The sequence below is a fragment of the Streptomyces rugosispiralis genome (genome assembly GCF_024505145.1).
In the GTDB taxonomy this organism is placed as follows: Bacteria; Actinomycetota; Actinomycetes; order Streptomycetales; family Streptomycetaceae; genus Streptomyces; species Streptomyces rugosispiralis.
In genome coordinates, this window is sequence record NZ_JANIAA010000042.1 from 1 (window position 1) to 19,608 (window position 19,608).

Below are 19,608 nucleotides of genomic sequence, written 5' to 3' on the forward strand. Positions count from 1 at the left end.
CCGGCCCGGCGGGCGTCTCGACCTCGAGCAACTGCACCGCGTGCCGCCCGAGCTGGGCGACGAGCGTGCCCGGCAGCCACGGCTCGCCGTCGTCGTCCGCCCCGGCCGTACGCTCCAGCAGCGCCTCCAGCGAGGGCCGGTCGTCCGGGACCTTCTTCAGGCAGTCGGTGACGAGGTCCCGCAGCCCCTCCGGCAGCCCCTCCAGGTCCGGCTCCTCCTGGGCGATGCGGTACATCACCGCGTGCACCCCGCTGTCGGCCGTACCGAAGGGCTGACGTCCGGTGGCGGCGTAGGCGAGCACCGAGCCGAGGCAGAAGACATCGCTGGCCGGGGTGACCCGCTCGCCGCGCACCTGCTCGGGTGACATGAAGCCGGGCGATCCGACGACCGCGCCGCTGCGCGTGAGGATGCCGTCGGTGACGGTCTCCAGCGCCCGTGCGATACCGAAGTCGATGACGCGCGGACCGTCGATGGTGACCAGGACGTTGGACGGTTTGAGGTCACGGTGGACGAGCCCGGCGTCGTGGATGTCGTGGAGCGCCTGCGTCAGGCCGTGGGCCAGGATGCGGACGGTCCGCTCGGGCAGCCGGCCCGACTCGGCGACGATCGCGTGCAGGGAGGGACCGGCGATGTAGCCGGTGGCGACCCACGGGGTGGCGGCCTCGGTGTCGGCGTCCAGCACCGGCGCGGTCCACGCGCCCCCGACCCGCTGTGCGGCCCGCACCTCCTGTTTGAACCGCCGCCGGAATTCGGCCTGTTGGGCGAGCTCGGTCTGGACGAGCTTCACCGCCACCGTGCGCCCGCGTGCCGAATGAGCCAGGAACACCCGGCCCATGCCACCCGCGCCAAGACGCCGGAGCAGCCGGTACTCACCGATCCAGCGAGGGTCCTCGGCCCCCAGTTCTTCCATGCGTCGATCGTCCCTTCCCCGTGAATCCCCCTGATCAGCCCCCCGGAGAGAATAAGGGCGGCCGAGAGCGAAGTGGACGACGCGGACGATCCGTTATCGGTTCCGTATCCGTCCTGTGTCACTCCCGAGCCGGAGAACCGTCACTCCCGAGCCGGGGGACGGAATCCGGGAGCTCCGGAGGGGACCGCAGGGGGCGAAATCCGGACAGCCGTACCCCGATCACCGGCGACGCCCACCGGGCCACCGCCGCCCGGCAGGATGTCGGCGTACGACCCGAAACCCGGACAGGCTGTCGGTGCCGGGCGCGGGGCCGGGGTCCGTACCCTGGTGCCGCCCCGACCCGCGAGCGATCCGAGGTACGAACGTGTCCGTGCAGCCCAGCCCCGACCACGCGGCCGGCGCCGCCGTCAAGGCCGCCGACCGTGCGCATGTCTTCCACTCCTGGTCCGCGCAGGGCCTGATCGACCCCCTCGCCGTCGCGGGCGCCGAAGGCTCGTACTTCTGGGACTACGACGGCAACCGCTACCTCGACTTCTCCTGCCAGCTGGTGAACACCAACATCGGCCACCAGCACCCCAAGGTCGTGGCCGCGATCCAGGAGCAGGCCGCGAAGCTGTGCACCATCGCGCCGGGCTTCGCCGTGGACGTGCGGTCCGAGGCGGCGCGGCTGGTGGCCGAGCGCACCCCCGGCGACCTCGACAAGATCTTCTTCACCAACGGCGGCGCCGAGGCGGTGGAGAACGCGGTCCGCATGGCCCGGCTGCACACCGGCCGCGCCAAGGTGCTCTCCGCCTACCGCTCGTACCACGGCGCCACCGCCGCCGCGATCAACCTCACCGGCGACCCCCGCCGCTGGCCCTCCGACACCGCCTCGGCGGGCGTGGTGCACTTCTGGGCGCCGTTCCTCTACCGCTCGCCGTTCCACGCGGACAGCGAGTCGCAGGAGTGCGAACGCGCGCTGCGCCACCTCGAGGACACCATCGCCTTCGAGGGTCCGCGGACCATCGCAGCGATCATCCTGGAGACCATCCCCGGCACCGCCGGGATCATGGTCCCGCCGCCCGGCTATCTGGCCGGGGTCCGGGAGATCTGCGACCGCTACGGCATCGTGTTCATCCTGGACGAGGTCATGGCCGGCTTCGGCCGCACCGGCCACTGGTTCGCGGCCGACCACTTCGGCGTCACCCCGGACCTGCTGACCTTCGCCAAGGGCGTCAACTCCGGCTATGTGCCGCTCGGTGGCGTCGCGATCTCCGCCGAGATCGCCGCGACCTTCGACCAGCGCCCCTACCCGGGCGGGCTCACCTACTCCGGCCACCCGCTGGCCTGCGCCTCGGCCGTCGCGACGATCAACGCGATGGCGGACGAGGGGATCGTGGAGAACGCCGCCGCGATCGGGGAGAACGTGATCGGCCCCGCGCTGCGGGAGATCGCCGAGCGCCACCCCTCGGTCGGCGAGGTGCGCGGCCTCGGCGTCTTCTGGGCGCTGGACCTGGTCAAGGACAAGGAGACCCGCGAACCGCTCGTGCCGTACAACGCGGGCGGAGCGGACAACCAGCCGATGGCCGACTTCGCGGCGGCCTGCAAGCGCGGCGGTCTGTGGCCCTTCGTGAACATGAACCGCACCCATGTCGTGCCGCCGTGCACCGTCACCGAGGCCGAGGCCAAGGAGGGTCTGGCGATCCTGGACGAGGCGCTGAACGCGGCCGACGCGCACACCTCGTAGCGGCCGCCGGTACCGGCTTCCCGGCGCTGCCCGTTTGCCCCTGGGCGGCCGCCCGACCACCGCCCGACGGCTGCCCGGTGTAGACCATGGCCGCACTCTGCGTGTTCCGCGCAACGGCCCTCGCATATCGTGATGCGAGGGCCGTCCGCTTTCTTACACCGACGGCCGTGGAAGGAGACGGTCCTCGATGCCCGTGCCCGGCACCAGCCCGGTCAAGCGGAACACCCTGCGGCAGCAGATCGCCGACGCGCTCTGTGACGAGGTGCTCGCGGGCAGGCTCCCTGCGGGGCGCCAGTTCACCGTCAAGGAGATCGCCCAGCAGTACGGCGTCTCCGCGACCCCCGTCCGGGAGGCGCTGCTGGACCTGTGCTCCCAGGGGCTGCTCGATGTCGAGGAGCACCGGGGCTTCAGGGTCCACGAGTTCACCATCGGCGACTTCCGGCACATGGTGGACGCCCGCACGATGGTGGTGGAGGGCGTCTTCCGGCACTACGTCGAGCAGACGCTGAACGCCATGACACCGCAGGCGCTGTCCTCGGTGCGGCGCCGGGCCGAGGAGGCCGAGCGGGCCGCCCGCTCCGGCGACCTGGACATCCTCATCGGCTACGACCTGCGCTTCTGGCGGGAGATCTGCGGGCTGGTCGGCAATCCGTACGTGTCGGACTTCCTGCAGCGGCTGCGGGTGCAGACCTGGGTGTTCACGGTGCCGTACCTGCGGCGCGTACCCGATCTGCGGGGCCTGCTGTGGACGGGGCACTGCGAGCTCACGGCGGCGGTCACCCGGGGGGATCCCCATGACTCGGAGCGGCTCATAGCGGCGTACAACACGCATTTCCGTGCGCTGATCGAGCGGTTGGTGACGGGGGAGGAGACGCGCTCGCAGAGCCGGGCGGGGGCCGAGCCGGAAGTCAACTCCCCCTGATCTCCTCCTGAACTCTTCGCGAACTCCATCCGATCCACGGGCCCCGGCCCCCCAGGGCGGGCGTCCCGCGCTCTTCGCGCCGCGTACGTGGGGCATTACGCTGGGCCGACCATCGACCGTACGGATACGAGAGTGAGATCGCGTGGCATGTGACCTCTGGCTGGTCCCCCTCGTCGATGTGCTGTGCCACAGCCCCGACAACCCCTTCGCCGAAGAGATCGCCGCGTACGACAAGGCGCTCAGTGATGCCGGTCTGCCGCCCGTGCCCGTCTTCAGCTATATGCCGGGTCTTTCCGGGGATGTCGCGCCGGTGGCCGGTTTCGACTACGACGCGCTGCACTTCCTCCGCCGCGCCTATCTGCTCCAGCTGTGCGGGCTCGCGGTGACGCCGGTGGACGAACTCGGCGGGGACTACGAGCAGTTGCTGGAGATGTTCGAGCCCACGGCCCAGCAGTCGCATCTGGTGTGGCACTACGACCACGCGGGCGCGTACGTCCCCGTCGACTTCCAGAGTCCGCTGTCCAACGACGAACTCCTTGAGGGCGGCGGCCCGTTGGGCTCCAGCCATGGGCTGCTGCGCGAGCTGGAGGCGGTCGGCCCGGCGCTCGGCATCGACCCGTCCAACCCCCCGGCCGCCCCCGCGCCCCCGGCCCGCCCCACGAGCCTGGAGGAGCCGGCGGCGTCGGTCCCGTACGAGGACAGCCCCTTCGCCCGGGAGCGCCATGTGTGGCTGGGCCTGCACGCGGCGGCGACGCGCAGCCTGGGCCAGGGCTCGATGATCGTCTTCAGCTGACCAACGTCCCCGGGAGGCCCCGCGGCCGTCATCAGCGGGGCGGCTCGGGAGGACGCTGCCGCGGCATATTGGGCCGGGCGGGGCCCGGCGGCAGCGGAAAGCGGTTCGCGGGGCTCCCGCTGTCCGGACGGGAGCCCTGGGCCATCAGCGACTGCGTGACCAGCGGCGCCGAACCGGATCCGAAGTCCACCATCCAGCCCGCCGTCTCGGCCCGCACCAGCTCCGACACGTCCTCGCAGAACCGCCGCAGCACCGACAGACACCGCTCCACGGCCTCGCTCGCGGTGCCCTCGGTCGGGCCCAGCACCTCCCGCACGCTCTCCGACGCCCAGTCGAACTGCAGCGCCTCCAGCCGCCGCTGCACCGCCTGCGCCGTGGCCATGTCCCGCATCCAGCCGGACGTCAGCCCGAAGAACCGGTCGCCGCCGACGCACGCGACCGCCAGCAGCAGCGCCAGCGCGCCCCATCCGGCGCCGCCGTCCAGCGTCCCGTTCAGGTCCAGCAGCGGCAGTACGGCCCCCACGACCCCCGCCACCGCGGCCCCCACCCGCAGCACCCGGGCTGCCCGCCGCTTCCACACCCGGTCGGCGAGGTACCACCCGGCGACCTCCAGCGCGCCCTCCTCGACCCACTGGTACAACTCGTCGAGCCGCTCCGCCGGCTCCCCCCAGTCGCCGTGCGGGAAGGGTCGGCCGAGCAGGTCGCCCTGGATCCTCGCGCCCTCCTGCCGAGGGAGCCCCTCGGGCTGCATCTCCGGCTGACTCACCGTGCGACTCCCTCTGCGGCGGCGTTTCTCCTGCGCGCGGCTGGCGCGCGACCACCATTCCTACCGCCGAACGGCTGGCCACGAGGACCCGGTCACCGGATTTCAGCCCGTAGGGGCTGCCCCATCGGGTATAGGACCGCCCATTCCTCACCCAAAAGAGTGCCCCCGCTCACGGCGCAGGGGCTCGCACGCGGCCCCCACCGCGCAGCGCCTGCCGCCCCAGGCAATAGGCTGCCTGTCGTGAAGGTCCTCGTCATCGGCGGCGGCGCCCGCGAACATGCCCTGTGCCGCGCTCTCTCCCTCGACCCCGACGTCACCGCTCTGCACTGTGCCCCCGGCAACGCCGGCATCGCCGAGGTGGCCGAGCTGCACGCGGTCGACGCGCTCGACGGTGCAGCCGTCGCCGACCTCGCCGCCTCCCTGGGCGCGGGCCTGGTGGTCGTGGGGCCGGAGGCCCCGCTCGTGGCGGGGGTGGCCGACGCCGTGCGCGAGCGCGGGATCCCGGCCTTCGGGCCGTCCGCGGAGGCCGCGCGGCTGGAGGGCTCCAAGGCGTTCGCCAAGGACGTGATGGCGGCGGCGGGCGTGCCCACCGCCCGCGCCTATGTGTGCACCAGCCCCGCCGAGGTCGACGAGGCGCTGGACGCCTTCGGCCCGCCGTACGTCGTCAAGGACGACGGCCTCGCCGCGGGCAAGGGCGTCGTGGTGACCGAGGACGTCGAGGCCGCCCGCGCCCACGCGCTGGCCTGCGGCCGGGTGGTGATCGAGGAGTTCCTGGACGGCCCGGAGGTCTCCCTCTTCGCGATCACCGACGGCGAGACCGTGGTCCCGCTCCAGCCCGCCCAGGACTTCAAGCGCGCCCACGACGGCGACGAGGGCCCGAACACCGGCGGCATGGGCGCGTACTCCCCGCTGCCCTGGGCGGATCCCGCCCTGGTGGACGAGGTCGTGGCCACGGTCTGCCGGCCCACCGTGGACGAGCTGCGCCGCCGCGGCACGCCCTTCTCCGGGCTGCTGTACGCGGGCCTGGCGATCACCTCGCGCGGCGTGCGCGTGATCGAGTTCAACGCGCGCTTCGGCGACCCGGAGACCCAGGTGGTCCTGGCCCGGCTGAAGACCCCGCTGGCCGCGGTGCTGCTCGCCGCCGCCACCGGCCGTCTGGCGGCCGAGCCGCCGCTGCGCTGGAGCGACGGCGCCGCCGTGACCGTGGTCGTCGCCTCGCACAACTACCCGGGCACCCCCCGCACCGGCGACCCGATCACCGGGCTGGACGAGGTGGCCGAGAAGGACGGCCCCAAGGCGTACGTCCTGCACGCGGGCACCAAGCGGGACGGCGCGTCCGGCGAGGTGGTGAGCGCGGGCGGCCGGGTGCTCTCCGTCACCGCGACCGGCTCCGACCTGGTGAAGGCGCGTGAGCGGGCGTACCGCGCGGTGGGCCGGATCGGCCTGGAGGGCTCCCACCACCGCTCGGACATCGCGGCGAAGGCGGCCGCCGAGGCGGATTCGTAGAAGGTTCGCCGGGAGACGCCGAAGGTTCGCCGGGAGACGCCAAGGGTTCGCCGAGAGACGCTGTAAGAAGTGTCTCAACCGGGGGTTCGAGCGGGCCGGTGAACGGTCGGGAGGCCGTTTCCGCCTGTTCACACGGGGCCTGGCGTCGCCATCGCGAAGTTCCCGGTTTTGCCCAAGGCCATTCCATTGGGTGAGCGGTTCCGCATCCTGCTGACGCACGCCCGGCCCCCAACTAGTGTGCCGCTCAGGCGAGGTGCGGCAACTGGCCCACCGGCATTGCGGAGTCGGTGGCCGGTGCGACAGTGGGTGGGGAAGGAAACAACGCCGCCGTCGTCCGCTGTTCAAACACCGGCCGGACAGTAGGGGGTGATGAGAACCGTGGCAGGTCCCGAAGCAGGTGCCCTGGAGGCGCGTGCCCGCGCCCTCGCGGTACTACGCATCCGGAGCACCGCGCTCGCGGTCGCACTCCTCCCGGCCGCCGCCGCCGTCGTGCTGCTGGCCGGAAGCGCCACCGGCAGCATCGGCGGCTCCCAGGACGAGGGCTGGACGGCCCTGCGCTGGGTGGTGACCGTGGGCGCCCTGGTGGTCCTGCTGCTGGCGGCGGCCGTGGCCGCCGTGGTCGTCCGGGCCAGGCCCGCGCTCACCCCGACGGTGCCCATCGCCGAGGAGACCGCGCCCGACCTCTATCAGCTGGTACGCGATCTGGCCGAGCGCCTGGAGGTCCCCGCGCCCTCGGCCATAGCGCTCACCCCCGACTGCGACAGCTGGCTGGAGGACCGTACGCATCCGGCGCACGCCCACCGTCAGGAGCGCCGGGACCGCGGCGCCCTCGCGGTCGAGGAGCCCCGCCCGGTACGCGGCACCGGAGGGTCCGGCCCCGCCGCGGGCCCGGACCGGGTCGCGGACCGCCCCGAGCGGCGCGCCCCGCGGGCGCCGGTGCTGGTGATCGGCTCGCCGTTCCTGTGGTGGATGCGGGTCGCCGAGTTGCGCGCCCTGCTCGCCCCGGTGGTCGCGGGCACCGGCCCGTCCGTCCACCCCGACATAGCCTCCGCCCGCCGCTTCGTGCGCGGTCTCGACGCCGCCGTGGCCGTCGCGGCCCGCGGCGGCGAGCCGTCGTCCGGGCCCGCGCCCGCCCTGGTGGCGGCGGTGCGCAGGCCCGCCTTCGGCTTCGTCGGCTGGGTCGCCCGGCTGCTGCTGCGCGGCTGCCGGGACCAGGCGGCCGAGATGGAGCGCGCGGTCGCCGCGGCCGCGTCCGAGCGGGCCCAGACGGTCGACTACGGGCTGCGGATCGTCGCCCAGGAGCAGGTGGGCCTCGCCTACGCGGGCTGGGACCGGCTGCTGACCCGGGTCGCGCTGCCCGCCTGGCGGATGGGCCGCTGGCCCTCCCGGCTGGACGCGGGCGTGGTCTCGGCGCTCACCGAGCTCTCCCGCCGCGACCGGCTCGCCGAGGGGTTCACCTCCCGGCTGAGCGAGCGCCCGGCCTGCGACCTGCTGGAGGAGCCCGGGGTGATGGACGAGGCCACCTCGCTGCTCGCCGCCCGTCTCTTCCACGGCGGCCCGGCGGAGCCGGGGCCCGACTGGTCCCCGGTCGACTGGGGCGCGTATCCGGAGGAGGTCGTGGACCGCAAGTGGCGGCAGGAGGCCGCCCGGCTGAACCGGCTCCTGGACGAGCGGGACGACGCCCACGAGCCCGTCGGCGCCGCCCCCGCCCCGGCCCGCGCGAGCGGGCCGGGCCCGGCCACCCTGGCCCGGGTCATCGACCGGCTCACCGCCGCACCGACCGGGCCCGCCGGCGGTTCCGACGGCGGCGCGGACGGTGGCTCCGAGGGCGGCGCGGACGGTGGCGCGGACGGTGGTTCCGAGGGCGGCACCGACGGTGGCTCCCGAAGCGGCGCCCCCCGCCTCGCCGCCCGGCTCAGCGTCGAGGTGGCCCGGGAGGAGGCCGCCGCCACCCGGGCGCACGGCCAGGGCCGCGCGGCGGGGGCCGAGGGGCCCGCGGGCGGCTCCGGCGGCGACCCGTGGATCGACGGCTTCGCCCCGGCGTTCCCGCTCCAGCCGCCCCGCACCGGCCGGGAGTTGCTCGCCGACCACGTCACCGCCATGGTCTGCTGCGCCGCCGTGGACACCGCGGGCGCGGCCCCCGGCCTCGACTGGCTCGACGGGCCCGCGCTGTTCGTCGGCGGGCGGCGGCGGGCCGATCTGGCGCAGCCGGTGCTGAGCCTGGTGGAGGACGGGGACGACGGGCCGCTGCGCGCCTGGCTCGGTGAGGTGGGGGTCCGCCCGGAGAAGCCCGTCCGGCTGGTCTAGCGGTGCGGAGTCCGGCGAATACCGCTCCTATGTCCACCCTTGTCGCGCGTTCGGTGTCTGTTCCGGCAATTTGGCGACTATCGGTGACGGAGTGGGTGCGCAATGTGATGTGCTTGGACCGGTCGCTGTCGCCCGGCCCAGGAGTTCCGGCCCAACCGGCCCGAACCGCAGGACCGGCCCCGCAGCCCGGCCCACAAGGCCGGACCCGCGGCGGTGCGGTGCGCGAGGACAGCGAGGCGTGGCGCCGCCGGGTACGCAGGGAGGGGAGCAGTTGTGGGGACGGACCAGATCCGGCGCTGGGAGTCGGGAGCGCTCGCTCACGCGGTGACGGATCCTTTCGGCCAGGGCCCGCTGCCCTGGCTGCGCGACAGTGAGAACTACTTCGACGACACCGGCCGGGTGGTCCCGTGGTACGTCGACCACGTCCATCTCTCCGGGGCCGACGCGCGGACGACCGAGCTGATCGGCGCGAAGGGTCCCGCCAGGATTCCCGGCCCGCGCACCGCCGATGACGTCCACCGGCAGATCAAGGGCTTCCCCTCCACCTCGGCGGCGGCCCCCGGCGAGGCCATCGACTTCCGGATCACGGTGGACCCGCCCCAGCAGTTCAGCGTGGACATCTACCGCATCGGCTACTACGACGGCACCGGCGCGCTGAAGATCACCACCAGCCCCCGGCTGTCCGGGATCGTCCAGCCGCCCCCGCTCACCGCGGACCGCACCGTCTCCTGCCACCACTGGTGGCTGTCCTGGCGGATGCAGATCCCCTCGTACTGGAAGCTGGGCGCGTATGTCGCGGTGCTGACCACCCTGGACGGCTACCGCAGCCACATCCCGTTCACCGTCCGCGACAGCCGCCCCGCCGACCTCCTCCTCGTCCTCCCGGACCTCACCTGGCAGGCGTACAACCTCTACCCGGAGGACGGCCGGACCGGCGCCAGCCTGTACCACGCCTGGGATCAGCGGGGAAAGCTGCTGGGCGAGTCGGAGGCGGCCACCACGGTCTCCTTCGACCGGCCGTACGCGGGCGCGGGGCTGCCCCTCCATGTGGGGCACGCGTACGACTTCATCCGCTGGGCCGAGCGCTACGGCTACGACCTCGCCTACGCCGAGATGCGCGACCTGCACGCGGGCAGCGTCGACCCCACCCGCTACCGGGGGCTGGTCTTCCCCGGCCACGACGAGTACTGGTCGGCGCCGATGCGCCGCACCGTGGAGGCGGCCCGCGACAGCGGCACCTCGCTGGTCTTCCTCTCCGCGAACACCATGTACTGGCAGGTCGAGCTCGCCGCCTCGCCCTCCGGCCCGGCCCGGCTGCTCACCTGCCGCAAGCGCCGCGGCCCCGGCCGCTCGGCACTCTGGCGCGAGACCGCGCCCGAGCAGCAGCTCATCGGCATCCAGTACGCGGGCCGGGTGCCCGAGCCGAGCCCGCTGATCGTGCGCAACGCGGGCCACTGGCTCTGGGAGGCCACGGGCGCGGAGGAGGGCGACGAGATCCCCGGCCTGGTCGCCGGCGAGGCCGACCGCTACTTCCCCCGCACCGCCCTCCCCGACCACCTCCGCCGCATCCTCCTGGCCCACTCCCCGTACGAGGACGCGGAGGGGGCCATCCGCCACCAGGAGACGTCGCTGTACCGGGCCCCGAGCGGTGCGCTGGTCTTCGCGTCGGGGACGTTCGCGTGGTCGCCCGCGCTGGACCGTCCGGGGCATACGGATGAGCGAGTTCAGCGGGCGACGGCGAATCTGCTGGATCGGATCTGCAAGCGGGGGTGAGCCGGTGCCCGGCGGGTGGGCCTTTCCCTTCCCCGCCCCTTCCCGAACCATGGGCTCCGCCCCTGGACCCCGGGGATCGACGAGTCGGCCGTCGCCGCCATGAACGCCCGTTCCGGCGGGCTGATCGCGGTCGGTACACCGACGCGGCGGATGGCCGGGCGGACACCCGCACGCATCCGGGTCGCCCGGCCGGGGTCCGGGGCGGAGCCCCAGTTTCGGGAAGGGGCGGGGAGGGGAACAGCCCGCCGCAGGCGGCACGGTCGGGCACCACCTACGCCACCGGGGCCAGAGACGGCGGCTTCCGGATGCCGAAGCGATGTCGTAGCGCCGACAAGGCCGCCAGGTAGCCGCACATCCCATGGACCCCCGGCCCCGGCGGGGTCGCCGATGAGCAGAGGAAGAGGCCGGGCAGCGGGGTGCGGTACGGGTCGAGGCGGGGCACCGGCCGGGCGAGGCTCTGCCGGATCGTCATCGCGCCCGAGCCGATGTCCCCGCCCACGTCGTTCGGGTCGTACGCCTCCAGATCCCGCCCCGACATGCCGCGCGCCGCCAGCACCGTGTCGCCGAAGCCGGGGGCGTACGTCTCGATCCGGGAGCGGATCAGCTCCACCGGATCGGTGTCGTCGCCGTTCGGCATATGGGCGTAGGCCCACACCGGCCGCCTGCCGGGCCGGGCGCGCCCGGGGTCGGTGACGGCCGGGTCGACGAGCAGGACGAAGGGCGCCCGGCTGCGGACCCCGCGCGCGGTCCGGTTCTCCTCCCGGACCAGCTCGGCATGGCTGCCGCCCAGGTGTACGGTCCCGGCGCGGCCCACGGCGGGGTCGGCCCACGGGATCGGCTCGCCGACCAGGAAGTCGGCCTTGGCGGCGGCCGGGCCGTAGCGGAACCGCCGCAGCGCCCGGACATAGCGGTCGGGCAGCGCCCGCCCGGCGATGTCCAGCAGCCCCGGGACACCCGTGTCGAGCAGCACCGCGCGATACCCGTCCAGCTCGCCGAGGTCGCCGATCGCGCGCCCGGTGTGGAAGGTGCCGCCGTGCGCGGTGATGTCGTCCACCATGGCCTCGGCGATCCGGGCGCTGCCGCCGCGCGGCAGCGGCCAGCCGGGCCCGTGGGCCAGATGCCCGAGGAGGGCCGCCACCGCGCCGCCGGCCAGGCTGGGCAGTTCGCCCACGGCATGGGCGGCGACCCCGGTGAGCAGGGCGGGCGCCGCCTCACCGGTGAAGCGGGCGGCACCGAGCCGGGTGCCGTGGACGAGGATCCGGGGGGCCAGCAGCAGCGGTGCCACCGGATCGCGGGGGAGGGCGCGCTGCCCGGAGAGTACGAAGTCGACCACGCCCTCGCTGTGCCGCACCAGCGGCGCCATCAGCCGCCGCCAGCGCTCCCCGTCCGGGCCGAGCCCGGCGCAGGTGGTCCCCAGATCGCGGTGGGCGAGCGCGGCGCGGCCGCCGGCCAGCGGATGGGCGTAGGAGACCTCGGGCGTCAGCAGCTCAACGCCGCGCGCGGCCAGGCCGAACTCGCGGAAGAAGCGGGAGACGGGCGCCATGGGGTGGACCGCCGAGCAGATGTCATGGGCGATCTCCGGGTCGAAGAGCGGCCGGCCGCGCAGCCCGCCGCCGATGTCGGCGGCGGCCTCGTACACCGCCACCCGCAGCCCGGCGCGGGCCAGGGTGACGGCGGCAGCGAGTCCGTTGGGCCCGCTGCCCACGATCGCCGCGTCGGCCATCCCGCGCCTCCCTCACCGCCGTCCCCGTACGTGTCCCGGTATGTGTCCTGTCACACGAGTTCCTCGTACGACGTGTTCGAACCGGCCGGAAGCGGAACCCGGACCGCCGCACCCCTGCGGCTCCGCGCCCCGCCGCAGGTCGCCGCCGTTCGGTGCGGCAGAATCGAGGGGGCTTGGACAAAAACACCAGGAGGAAGCGTGTCCGGATTCGTCGAGAAGCCCGAGCCGGTCGAGGTTCCGGGCCTTCAGCACCTGCACACCGGCAAGGTGCGCGACCTCTACCGGAACGAGCGCGGTGAGCTCGTCATGGTCGCCAGCGACCGGATCTCCGCCTACGACTGGGTGCTGCCGACCGAGATCCCCGAGAAGGGCAAGATCCTCACCCAGCTCTCCCTCTGGTGGTTCGATCTGCTCGCCGACCTCGTCCCCAACCACGTCCTGTCCACCGAGCTGCCCCCCGGCGCCCCCGCCGACTGGGAGGGCCGGACCCTGGTGTGCCGGTCGCTGCGGATGGTCCCGGTCGAATGCGTGGCGCGCGGCTATCTGACCGGCTCCGGCCTGGCCGAGTACCGCGAGACCCGTACGGTCTGCGGCATCGCCCTCCCCGAGGGGCTGACCGACGGCTCCGAGCTGCCCTCCCCGATCTTCACCCCGGCCACCAAGGCCGAGGTCGGCGAGCACGACGAGAACGTGGCGTACGAGGAGGTGGCCCACCGCATCGGCGCCGAGCCCGCCGCCCAGCTGCGCCAGGCCACCCTCGCCGTCTACAACCGGGCCCGGGAGATCGCCAGTGCCCGGGGGATCATCCTCGCCGACACCAAGTTCGAGTTCGGCTACGCGGAGGCGACCCTGGGCGTGGAGAGCGCCGAGCCGGTGCTCGCCGACGAGGTGCTGACCCCGGACTCCTCCCGCTTCTGGCCCGCCGACCAGTGGGAGCCCGGCCATGCGCAGCCGTCCTTCGACAAGCAGTACGTCCGCGACTGGCTGACCTCTCCGGCCTCCGGCTGGGACCGCGCCGGCGAGCAGCCGCCGCCCCCGCTTCCGGCGGAGGTCGTGGAGCGGACGCGCGCGAAGTACGCGGAGGCCTACGAGCTGCTGACCGGCACCGGCTGGAAGTAGCCCGGAGGCCAGGATCAGGGCATGGAAGAACGACGAAGGGCCCCGGCCGATCGGCCGGGGCCCTTGCGTTCCCTGAGCGGACGACGAGGCTCGAACTCGCGACCTCAACCTTGGCAAGGTTGCGCTCTACCAACTGAGCTACGTCCGCCTGCGCCGGACTTTTCCGGTTCGACGCGCCTCTACTATAACCAAACCCTCGACCGGTGAACTACCACCCCGGCCATCGAGCCCGCTCCGATGCCGCTCCGGGCGGCGGTGAAGCGGCTCGGAGCCGCCCCAAAACGACTGAGGCGCCGATCGAATCGACCGGCGCCTCAGATCTGGAGCGGACGACGAGATTCGAACTCGCGACCCTCACCTTGGCAAGGTGATGCTCTACCAACTGAGCCACGTCCGCATGCCTCCGACCGGCTTTCACCGATCGGCGCGTGCATCACTCTACCTGATCCTCGTCAACGCGAGGCCGATAGACGATGAGAGCGGGTGACAGGGATCGCACACTGCGCCTCCCCCTTGGAAAGGGGGCGCTCTACTACTGAGCTACACCCGCATGGTGTCTTCCTCGGGGTTTCGGCCTTTCGGCCTCGCCCCTCGGCGTGCTCCAGACTTTAGCGGATCACCCGGGGTGGTGTGCAACTCGGCTGAACGGGTGTCTCAGGCCGACTCGTCGAAGGCTTCGTAGACCTTCTTGGGGATCCGGCCGCGCGGAGGCACCTCCATGCCGTTCGACCGGGCCCAGGCGCGCACCGCGGCCGGATCCGGGGCGACGGCGGTGCGGCGGTACGTCTTGCCCGAGCGGGCCCGCTTGCGGCCGGCCTCCACGTACGGCGCGAGGGCGTCGCGCAGTTTCGACGCATTGGCAGAGTTGAGGTCGATCTCGTACAACTTGCCGTCGAGTCCGAACGCGACCGTCTCTTCCGCTTCGCCTCCTTCGAGGTCGTCGGAGAGCGTGACTACTACGCGCTGCGCCACGGATATCGGTCCTTTCGGGCTGCATCGTTGCGTTGACGTGCAAAGATGTCAGCTGTCCAGTTGTGTCCAACGATGCTTTTTCATTTGTACAGCGACTGGCATTGCATTGTGAACCCCGGTAATTCCATCCGCGTGTCACGCCGCGATCGGGACCATACGTTTTTCCCCGACCTTTCCCCGTCGGTTGCCGCCGACGATGCTTAAACGTGACCGAACCCTTGCATATCTACTCGCGTAGATTTTTGCCCGGGGTACGCTTGGGCACCGCCTTACGCACCAGCACCACACCACCGGGAGTGCCAGTGGCACGCGTCGTAGTCGACGTCATGCTCAAGCCGGAGATCCTCGACCCCCAGGGCCAGGCGGTGCAGCGAGCACTGCCCCGCCTCGGTTTCGAGGGGATCGCCGACGTCCGTCAGGGCAAGCGCTTTGAACTCGAGGTGGAGGGCCCGGTCGATGACGCCGCCCTCGCCCGTATCCACCAGATCGCCGAGACCTTTCTGGCGAACACCGTGATCGAGGACTTTTCCGTGAAGGTCGAGGTCGGCGAGGGCGCCGACGCCACCGCCGTGAAGGCGGAGTCGTGACCGCACGCGTCGGAGTCATCACCTTCCCCGGCACCCTCGACGACCGCGACACCCAGCGCGCGGTCCGCACCGCCGGGCTGGAAGCCGTACCGCTGTGGCACCGCGACAAGGACCTCAAGCAGGTCGACGCGGTGATCCTGCCGGGCGGCTTCTCCTATGGCGACTATCTGCGGGCCGGGGCGATCTCCCGCTTCTCCCCGGTAATGGAGTCGGTGATCGACCAGGCGAAGGCCGGTATGCCGGTGCTTGGCATCTGCAATGGCTTCCAGGTACTCACCGAGACCCATCTCCTCCCCGGTGCGATGCTGCGGAACAACCATCTGCACTTCATCTGCCGTGATCAGAAGTTGCGAGTGGAAAACGTGGAGACGGCCTGGACGTGCTCCTATGAGCGGGGCCAGGAGATCAGCATCCCGCTGAAGAACATCGACGGCCGCTATGTCGCCGAAGAGCGCGTCCTCGATGAACTCGAGGCGGAGGGCCGCGTCGTCTTCCGCTATCAGGAGCTCAACCCCAACGGCTCGCTCCGCGACATCGCCGGTATCCGCAATGCGGCGGGCAATGTCGTCGGCCTCATGCCCCACCCCGAGCACGCCGTCGAACCGCTGATCGGCACCGGTCGCACCGACGGTCTCGGATTCTTCACCTCGATCCTCAAGAGGCTGGTCAGCGCATGACCCTGGACACCACCAAGCACGCGGCGCAGACCCCGGAGGCCGAGCAGCCCTGGGCCGAACTCGGTCTCAAGCAGGACGAGTACGAGCGCGTCCGCGCCATCCTGGGCCGCCGCCCCACCGGCGCCGAGCTCGCGATGTACTCCGTCATGTGGTCCGAGCACTGCTCGTACAAGTCGAGCAAGGTCCATCTGCGGCAGTTCGGCGAGAAGGCCCCCGAGAGCGACGCCCTGCTCGTCGGCATCGGCGAGAACGCGGGCGTGGTCGACGTCGGCCAGGGCTACGCGGTCACCTTCAAGGTCGAGTCGCACAACCACCCCTCGTACATCGAGCCCTACCAGGGCGCGGCCACCGGCGTCGGCGGCATCGTCCGCGACATCCTCGCCATGGGCGCCCGCCCGGTGGCCGTGATGGACCCGCTGCGGTTCGGCGCCGCCGACCACCCCGACACCAAGCGGGTGCTGCCCGGCGTGGTCGCGGGCATCGGCGGCTACGGCAACTGCCTGGGCCTGCCCAACATTGGCGGCGAGGTCGTCTTCGACCCCTGCTACCAGGGCAACCCACTGGTCAACGCCTTGTGCGTGGGAGTGATGAAGCATGAGGACATCCACCTCGCCAAGGCGTCCGGCACCGGCAACAAGGTGATCCTCTACGGCGCCCGCACCGGCGGCGACGGCATCGGCGGCGTCTCCGTGCTGGCCTCGGAGACCTTCGACGATTCAAAGCCCACCAAGCGCCCCGCCGTCCAGGTCGGCGATCCCTTCCAGGAGAAGCTGCTCATCGAGTGCACCCTGGAGGTCTTCAAGGAGGACCTGGTCGAGGGCATCCAGGACCTCGGCGGCGCGGGCCTGTCCTGCGCCACCAGCGAGCTGGCCAGCGCCGGCTCCGGCGGGATGCGGGTCGAGCTCGACACCGTGCCGCTGCGCGACTCCTCGCTCTCCCCCGAGGAGATCCTGATGAGCGAGTCGCAGGAGCGCATGTGCGCGATCGTGAAGCCGGAGAAGGTCGACCGCTTCCTGGAGATCTGCGAGAAGTGGGACGTCATCGCCACCGTCATCGGTGAGGTCACCGACGGCGAGCGGCTGGAGATCTACTGGCACGGCGAGCAGATCGTGGACGTCCCGCCGCGGACCGTCGCCCACGAGGGCCCGGTCTACGAGCGCCCCTACGCCCGCCCCGAGTGGCAGGACGCGCTCCAGGCCGACGACGCGGGCAAGCTGCCGCGCCCGGCCACGGCGGAGGAGCTGCGTGCGCAGATCCTCAAGGTGATCGCCTCCCCGAACCAGTCGTCCAAGTCCTGGATCACGGATCAGTACGACCGCTTCGTGCAGGGCAACACGGTCCTCGCCCAGCCCGAGGACTCCGGCATGGTCCGGGTGGACGAGGAGACCGGCCTGGGTGTGGCCGTCGCCACGGACGGCAACGGCCGCTACGCCAAGCTGGACCCGTACGCGGGGGCGCAGCTCGCGCTCGCCGAGTCGTACCGCAATGTGGCCGCGTCCGGTGCCAAGCCGCTGGCCATCTCCAACTGCCTCAACTTCGGCTCGCCGGAGGACCCCGCGGTCATGTGGCAGTTCGCGGAGGCCACCCGCGGGCTCGCGGACGGCTGCCTGACCCTGGGCACCCCGGTCACAGGCGGCAATGTGTCGCTGTACAACCAGACCGGGGAGGTGGCCATCCACCCGACGCCGGTCGTCGCCGTCCTCGGCGTGATCGACGATGTGGCCCGCCGCACCCCGATCGCCTTCGCGGAGGAGGGCCAGCTGCTCTATCTGCTGGGCGACACCGCGGCGGAGCTGGGCGGCTCGGCCTGGTCCCAGGTGATCCACGACCACCTGGGCGGACTGCCGCCCAAGGTGGACCTGGAGCGGGAGCGGCTGCTCGCCGAGATCCTGATCTCGGCATCGCGCGACGGCATGGTGGACGCGGCCCACGACCTGTCCGACGGCGGTCTGATCCAGGCGCTCGCCGAGTCGTGTCTGCGCGGCGGCAACGGCGCCCGGATCGTCGTCCCCGACGGTCTGGACCCCTTTGTCCTGCTGTTCTCCGAGTCCGCGGGCCGGGCGATCGTCGCCGTACCGCGCAGCGAGGAGGTCCGCTTCAACGACATGTGTGGGGCGCGGGGGCTGCCGGCGGCCCGTATCGGCGTGGTCGACGGCGACGCGATCGAGGTCCAGGGGCAGTTCTCCATCCCGCTGGCCGAGCTGAGGGAGTCGTACGAGGCGACGATTCCGGGGCTGCTGGCCTGAGCGCACGCCTGACGGCATGTGGCCCCGCCCTGGTGGGCGGGGCCACGTGCGGGCGCCGGGGAAATCACTTCCCCCAGAAGGCGTTGGCGGCGTCGATGTCCTCGACGCAGTAGTCGATGTCGCTGATCTTCCCGCCGACGATGGTGAAGAACAGCCCGGTCTTCATGTCCAGCGTGCGGTTGCCGCGCTCGGCGTGGCAGTGCTGGCCGGAGATCACGTGTCCGCGCCCGTCGGGCATGACCGTCTCCACATCGACCCGCAGCGTGCCGCCGGTCTCCTCGTATTCGGTGCGGTACAGCTGCAGACACGCGTCGCGGCCCTTGTGGTGCCCGGAGAGCATATGGTCACCCGGCACATGCTGGACGACGTCCGCCGTCAGCGTTGTGGCGAGGGTGTCCAGGTCGCCTTGCTGGAACGCGGTGGCGGCGCGGCGCACCACGGCGGCATCGGGGTGCTCGCCCATGGTCATTCACACCTTTCGTCCTGATCGATACCTCTCTATCCCCTTCCTTCCATCCTCCGCCCGGCCCGTGGGGCTGTCGACACTCTTTGGGCCCGGCTCGCCTCCGGGGCGCCTTAAACTGTCGACGGTCGACCGTGCTCGACTCCTCGTTCCTCGGAGTCTCCGCGCGCTCTCCCTTTCGACAGCGGCGCGCCCCTTCGGCTCACTCGCTGGAAGTAGGCTCGGCGCCATGCCGCCTCGTGCCCGTGCCCGCAGTTATGACCCCGCCAAGACCAGGACCGCCGTGATCGCGCAGCTCCGGCAGGTGCGGAAGGCGGCCGATGGGCTGGACGAGGCCGCCCTGGACGCCCCCACCCGGCTCGGCGACTGGACGGTCCGGGAGCTGATCGCGCATCTGGCGATGGCCGTGACGTCCGTCGTACGGCTCCTGGAGCGGCCCGCGCCGCCCGCGCGCGAGATCACCGTCACCGGCTGGGCGTCGGCGGTGGCGGGGCACTCGGGGCCGATCGACGACGACACCCGCGCCCTCGCGGCGGACGCGGCACCGGGGGCACTGCTGGAGCGCGCCGAGACCCGGTTCGCCGAGGTGGCCGCCGTCGCGCCCGCCGACCGGCTGCTGGCCGCCCGGGTCGGGGCGATGCGGCTGGACGACTACCTGGTCACCCGCTGTGTGGAGCTCGTGGTCCACGCCGACGATCTGGCGGACGCCACCGGCGTCCCCGCATCCCATGACCGCCAGGCGCTGGCCACCGCCACCCGCGTACTCGCCGACACCCTCGCGGCGAAGGCGCCCGGCGGCTCGGTCGAGGTCCGCGTCCCGCCGTTCGCCGTGATCCAGTGCGTCGAGGGCCCCCGGCACACCCGCGGCACCCCGCCGAACGTCGTCGAGACCGATCCGCCGACCTGGATCCGCCTTGCCACGGGCCGTCTGACCTGGGCCGAGGCCCTGGAGTCCGGGCCGCTGACCGCGAGCGGCGACCGCGCCGACCTCTCCGCCCACCTGCCCGTGCTCGGCTGACCGGCCCGAGATGTGATCCTCGCCTCGGACGGGCGTCCCCGCCCCCGGCCGTACGCAGGTCGGGCGCGGGTCCCGGGGGTCCTGAGCGGGGGCGGGGAAT

Annotated in this window: 16 protein-coding genes and 3 tRNA genes; 11 read left to right on the forward strand and 8 right to left on the reverse strand. The window is 72.5% G+C overall.

All coding sequences use genetic code 11. The features are described from left to right. On the reverse strand, positions 1 to 910 hold a 910-nt coding region (locus tag NP777_RS38555), incomplete at its 3' end, for a serine/threonine-protein kinase (RefSeq protein WP_256654840.1). Positions 911 to 1,274: 364 nt separating this feature from the next. Between NP777_RS38555 and NP777_RS38560 the strand changes: the two genes are divergently transcribed. The 3 genes from NP777_RS38560 to NP777_RS38570 all read left to right on the forward strand — a co-directional run bounded on the left by NP777_RS38560 (position 1,275) and on the right by NP777_RS38570 (position 4,351). After that, positions 1,275 to 2,636 (forward strand): aspartate aminotransferase family protein, encoded by a 1,362-nt coding sequence (locus NP777_RS38560; RefSeq protein WP_256654841.1) that lies wholly within the window; start codon positions 1,275 to 1,277, stop codon positions 2,634 to 2,636. A 187-nt stretch (positions 2,637 to 2,823) separates the two neighbouring features. Then, positions 2,824 to 3,558, forward strand: a complete 735-nt coding sequence (locus NP777_RS38565; RefSeq protein WP_256654842.1) for a GntR family transcriptional regulator — start codon at positions 2,824 to 2,826, stop codon at positions 3,556 to 3,558. Between the two features lie 142 nt (positions 3,559 to 3,700). Beyond that, entirely contained in the window at positions 3,701 to 4,351 is a 651-nt protein-coding gene (locus NP777_RS38570) for a hypothetical protein (protein WP_216347293.1), read from the forward strand. Positions 4,352 to 4,382: 31 nt separating this feature from the next. Here NP777_RS38570 and NP777_RS38575 read toward each other — a convergent pair whose 3' ends face one another. Then, positions 4,383 to 5,117: an SLATT domain-containing protein gene (locus tag NP777_RS38575; RefSeq protein ID WP_256654843.1), complete on the reverse strand. Its 735-nt coding sequence runs from the start codon at positions 5,115 to 5,117 to the stop codon at positions 4,383 to 4,385. Positions 5,118 to 5,357: 240 nt separating this feature from the next. On the opposite strand from NP777_RS38575, the gene purD reads away from it, so the two are divergent. The 3 genes from purD to NP777_RS38590 all read left to right on the forward strand — a co-directional run bounded on the left by purD (position 5,358) and on the right by NP777_RS38590 (position 10,703). Next, positions 5,358 to 6,623 carry a phosphoribosylamine--glycine ligase gene (gene purD / locus NP777_RS38580; RefSeq protein ID WP_256654844.1) on the forward strand — a complete coding sequence of 422 codons (1,266 nt, stop codon included), beginning with the start codon at positions 5,358 to 5,360 and terminating at the stop codon, positions 6,621 to 6,623. Between the two features lie 369 nt (positions 6,624 to 6,992). Next, positions 6,993 to 8,930 carry a hypothetical protein gene (locus NP777_RS38585; protein ID WP_256654845.1) on the forward strand — a complete coding sequence of 646 codons (1,938 nt, stop codon included), beginning with the start codon at positions 6,993 to 6,995 and terminating at the stop codon, positions 8,928 to 8,930. A gap of 273 nt (positions 8,931 to 9,203) precedes the next feature. Continuing rightward, the gene (locus tag NP777_RS38590; RefSeq protein WP_256654846.1) at positions 9,204 to 10,703 is read left to right on the forward strand and encodes a N,N-dimethylformamidase beta subunit family domain-containing protein; all 1,500 of its coding nucleotides are present in this window, start codon (positions 9,204 to 9,206) and stop codon (positions 10,701 to 10,703) included. Positions 10,704 to 10,974: 271 nt separating this feature from the next. On the opposite strand, the gene NP777_RS38595 is transcribed toward NP777_RS38590, so the two are convergent. Continuing rightward, complete coding sequence (locus NP777_RS38595) at positions 10,975 to 12,426, reverse strand: phytoene desaturase family protein (protein ID WP_256654847.1); 1,452 nt, start codon at positions 12,424 to 12,426, stop codon at positions 10,975 to 10,977. Between the two features lie 198 nt (positions 12,427 to 12,624). Between NP777_RS38595 and NP777_RS38600 the strand changes: the two genes are divergently transcribed. Beyond that, positions 12,625 to 13,545 carry a phosphoribosylaminoimidazolesuccinocarboxamide synthase gene (locus NP777_RS38600; protein ID WP_256654848.1) on the forward strand — a complete coding sequence of 307 codons (921 nt, stop codon included), beginning with the start codon at positions 12,625 to 12,627 and terminating at the stop codon, positions 13,543 to 13,545. A 75-nt stretch (positions 13,546 to 13,620) separates the two neighbouring features. Here NP777_RS38600 and NP777_RS38605 read toward each other — a convergent pair. From NP777_RS38605 to NP777_RS38620, 4 genes are all read right to left on the reverse strand, one after another. Further along, positions 13,621 to 13,693 (reverse strand) — tRNA-Gly (locus NP777_RS38605). Between the two features lie 173 nt (positions 13,694 to 13,866). Then, a tRNA-Gly gene (locus NP777_RS38610) sits at positions 13,867 to 13,942 on the reverse strand. 81 nt (positions 13,943 to 14,023) lie between these two features. Next, positions 14,024 to 14,095 (reverse strand) — tRNA-Gly (locus NP777_RS38615). 104 nt (positions 14,096 to 14,199) lie between these two features. Next, on the reverse strand, positions 14,200 to 14,517 hold the full coding sequence (locus tag NP777_RS38620; protein WP_256654849.1) for a histone-like nucleoid-structuring protein Lsr2: 318 nt from the start codon (positions 14,515 to 14,517) through the stop codon (positions 14,200 to 14,202). 296 nt (positions 14,518 to 14,813) lie between these two features. Between NP777_RS38620 and purS the strand changes: the two genes are divergently transcribed. Genes purS through purL form a run of 3 tightly spaced genes read left to right on the forward strand, consistent with a single transcriptional unit; the run spans position 14,814 to position 18,027 of the window. After that, positions 14,814 to 15,104, forward strand: a complete 291-nt coding sequence (purS, locus tag NP777_RS38625) for a phosphoribosylformylglycinamidine synthase subunit PurS (RefSeq protein ID WP_370467175.1) — start codon at positions 14,814 to 14,816, stop codon at positions 15,102 to 15,104. Next, a complete protein-coding gene (purQ, locus tag NP777_RS38630; protein WP_256654850.1) occupies positions 15,101 to 15,781 on the forward strand; it encodes a phosphoribosylformylglycinamidine synthase subunit PurQ in 681 nt (226 codons plus the stop codon). The genes purS and purQ overlap by 4 nt, the downstream gene beginning before the upstream one ends. After that, a complete protein-coding gene (gene purL / locus NP777_RS38635) occupies positions 15,778 to 18,027 on the forward strand; it encodes a phosphoribosylformylglycinamidine synthase subunit PurL (protein ID WP_256654851.1) in 2,250 nt (749 codons plus the stop codon). The genes purQ and purL overlap by 4 nt, the downstream gene beginning before the upstream one ends. A 64-nt stretch (positions 18,028 to 18,091) precedes the next feature. Here purL and NP777_RS38640 read toward each other — a convergent pair whose 3' ends face one another. Beyond that, complete coding sequence (locus NP777_RS38640; RefSeq protein ID WP_256654852.1) at positions 18,092 to 18,490, reverse strand: nuclear transport factor 2 family protein; 399 nt, start codon at positions 18,488 to 18,490, stop codon at positions 18,092 to 18,094. A gap of 229 nt (positions 18,491 to 18,719) precedes the next feature. On the opposite strand from NP777_RS38640, the gene NP777_RS38645 reads away from it, so the two are divergent. After that, positions 18,720 to 19,508, forward strand: a complete 789-nt coding sequence (locus NP777_RS38645; protein ID WP_256654853.1) for a sterol carrier family protein — start codon at positions 18,720 to 18,722, stop codon at positions 19,506 to 19,508. The last annotated feature ends 100 nt before the right edge of the window (positions 19,509 to 19,608 follow it).

What these genes read in the sequence shown, in the direction of transcription:
- NP777_RS38565 (WP_256654842.1), top strand. Translation starts at nt 2,824, where the DNA reads ATGCCCGTGCCCGGCACCAGCCCGGTCAAGCGGAACACCCTGCGGCAG.
- NP777_RS38585 (WP_256654845.1), top strand. Translation starts at nt 6,993, where the DNA reads ATGAGAACCGTGGCAGGTCCCGAAGCAGGTGCCCTGGAGGCGCGTGCC.
- NP777_RS38595 (WP_256654847.1), bottom strand. Translation starts at nt 12,426, where the DNA reads ATGGCCGACGCGGCGATCGTGGGCAGCGGGCCCAACGGACTCGCTGCC.
- purL (WP_256654851.1), top strand. Translation starts at nt 15,778, where the DNA reads ATGACCCTGGACACCACCAAGCACGCGGCGCAGACCCCGGAGGCCGAG.
- NP777_RS38640 (WP_256654852.1), bottom strand. Translation starts at nt 18,490, where the DNA reads ATGGGCGAGCACCCCGATGCCGCCGTGGTGCGCCGCGCCGCCACCGCG.
- NP777_RS38645 (WP_256654853.1), top strand. Translation starts at nt 18,720, where the DNA reads ATGCCGCCTCGTGCCCGTGCCCGCAGTTATGACCCCGCCAAGACCAGG.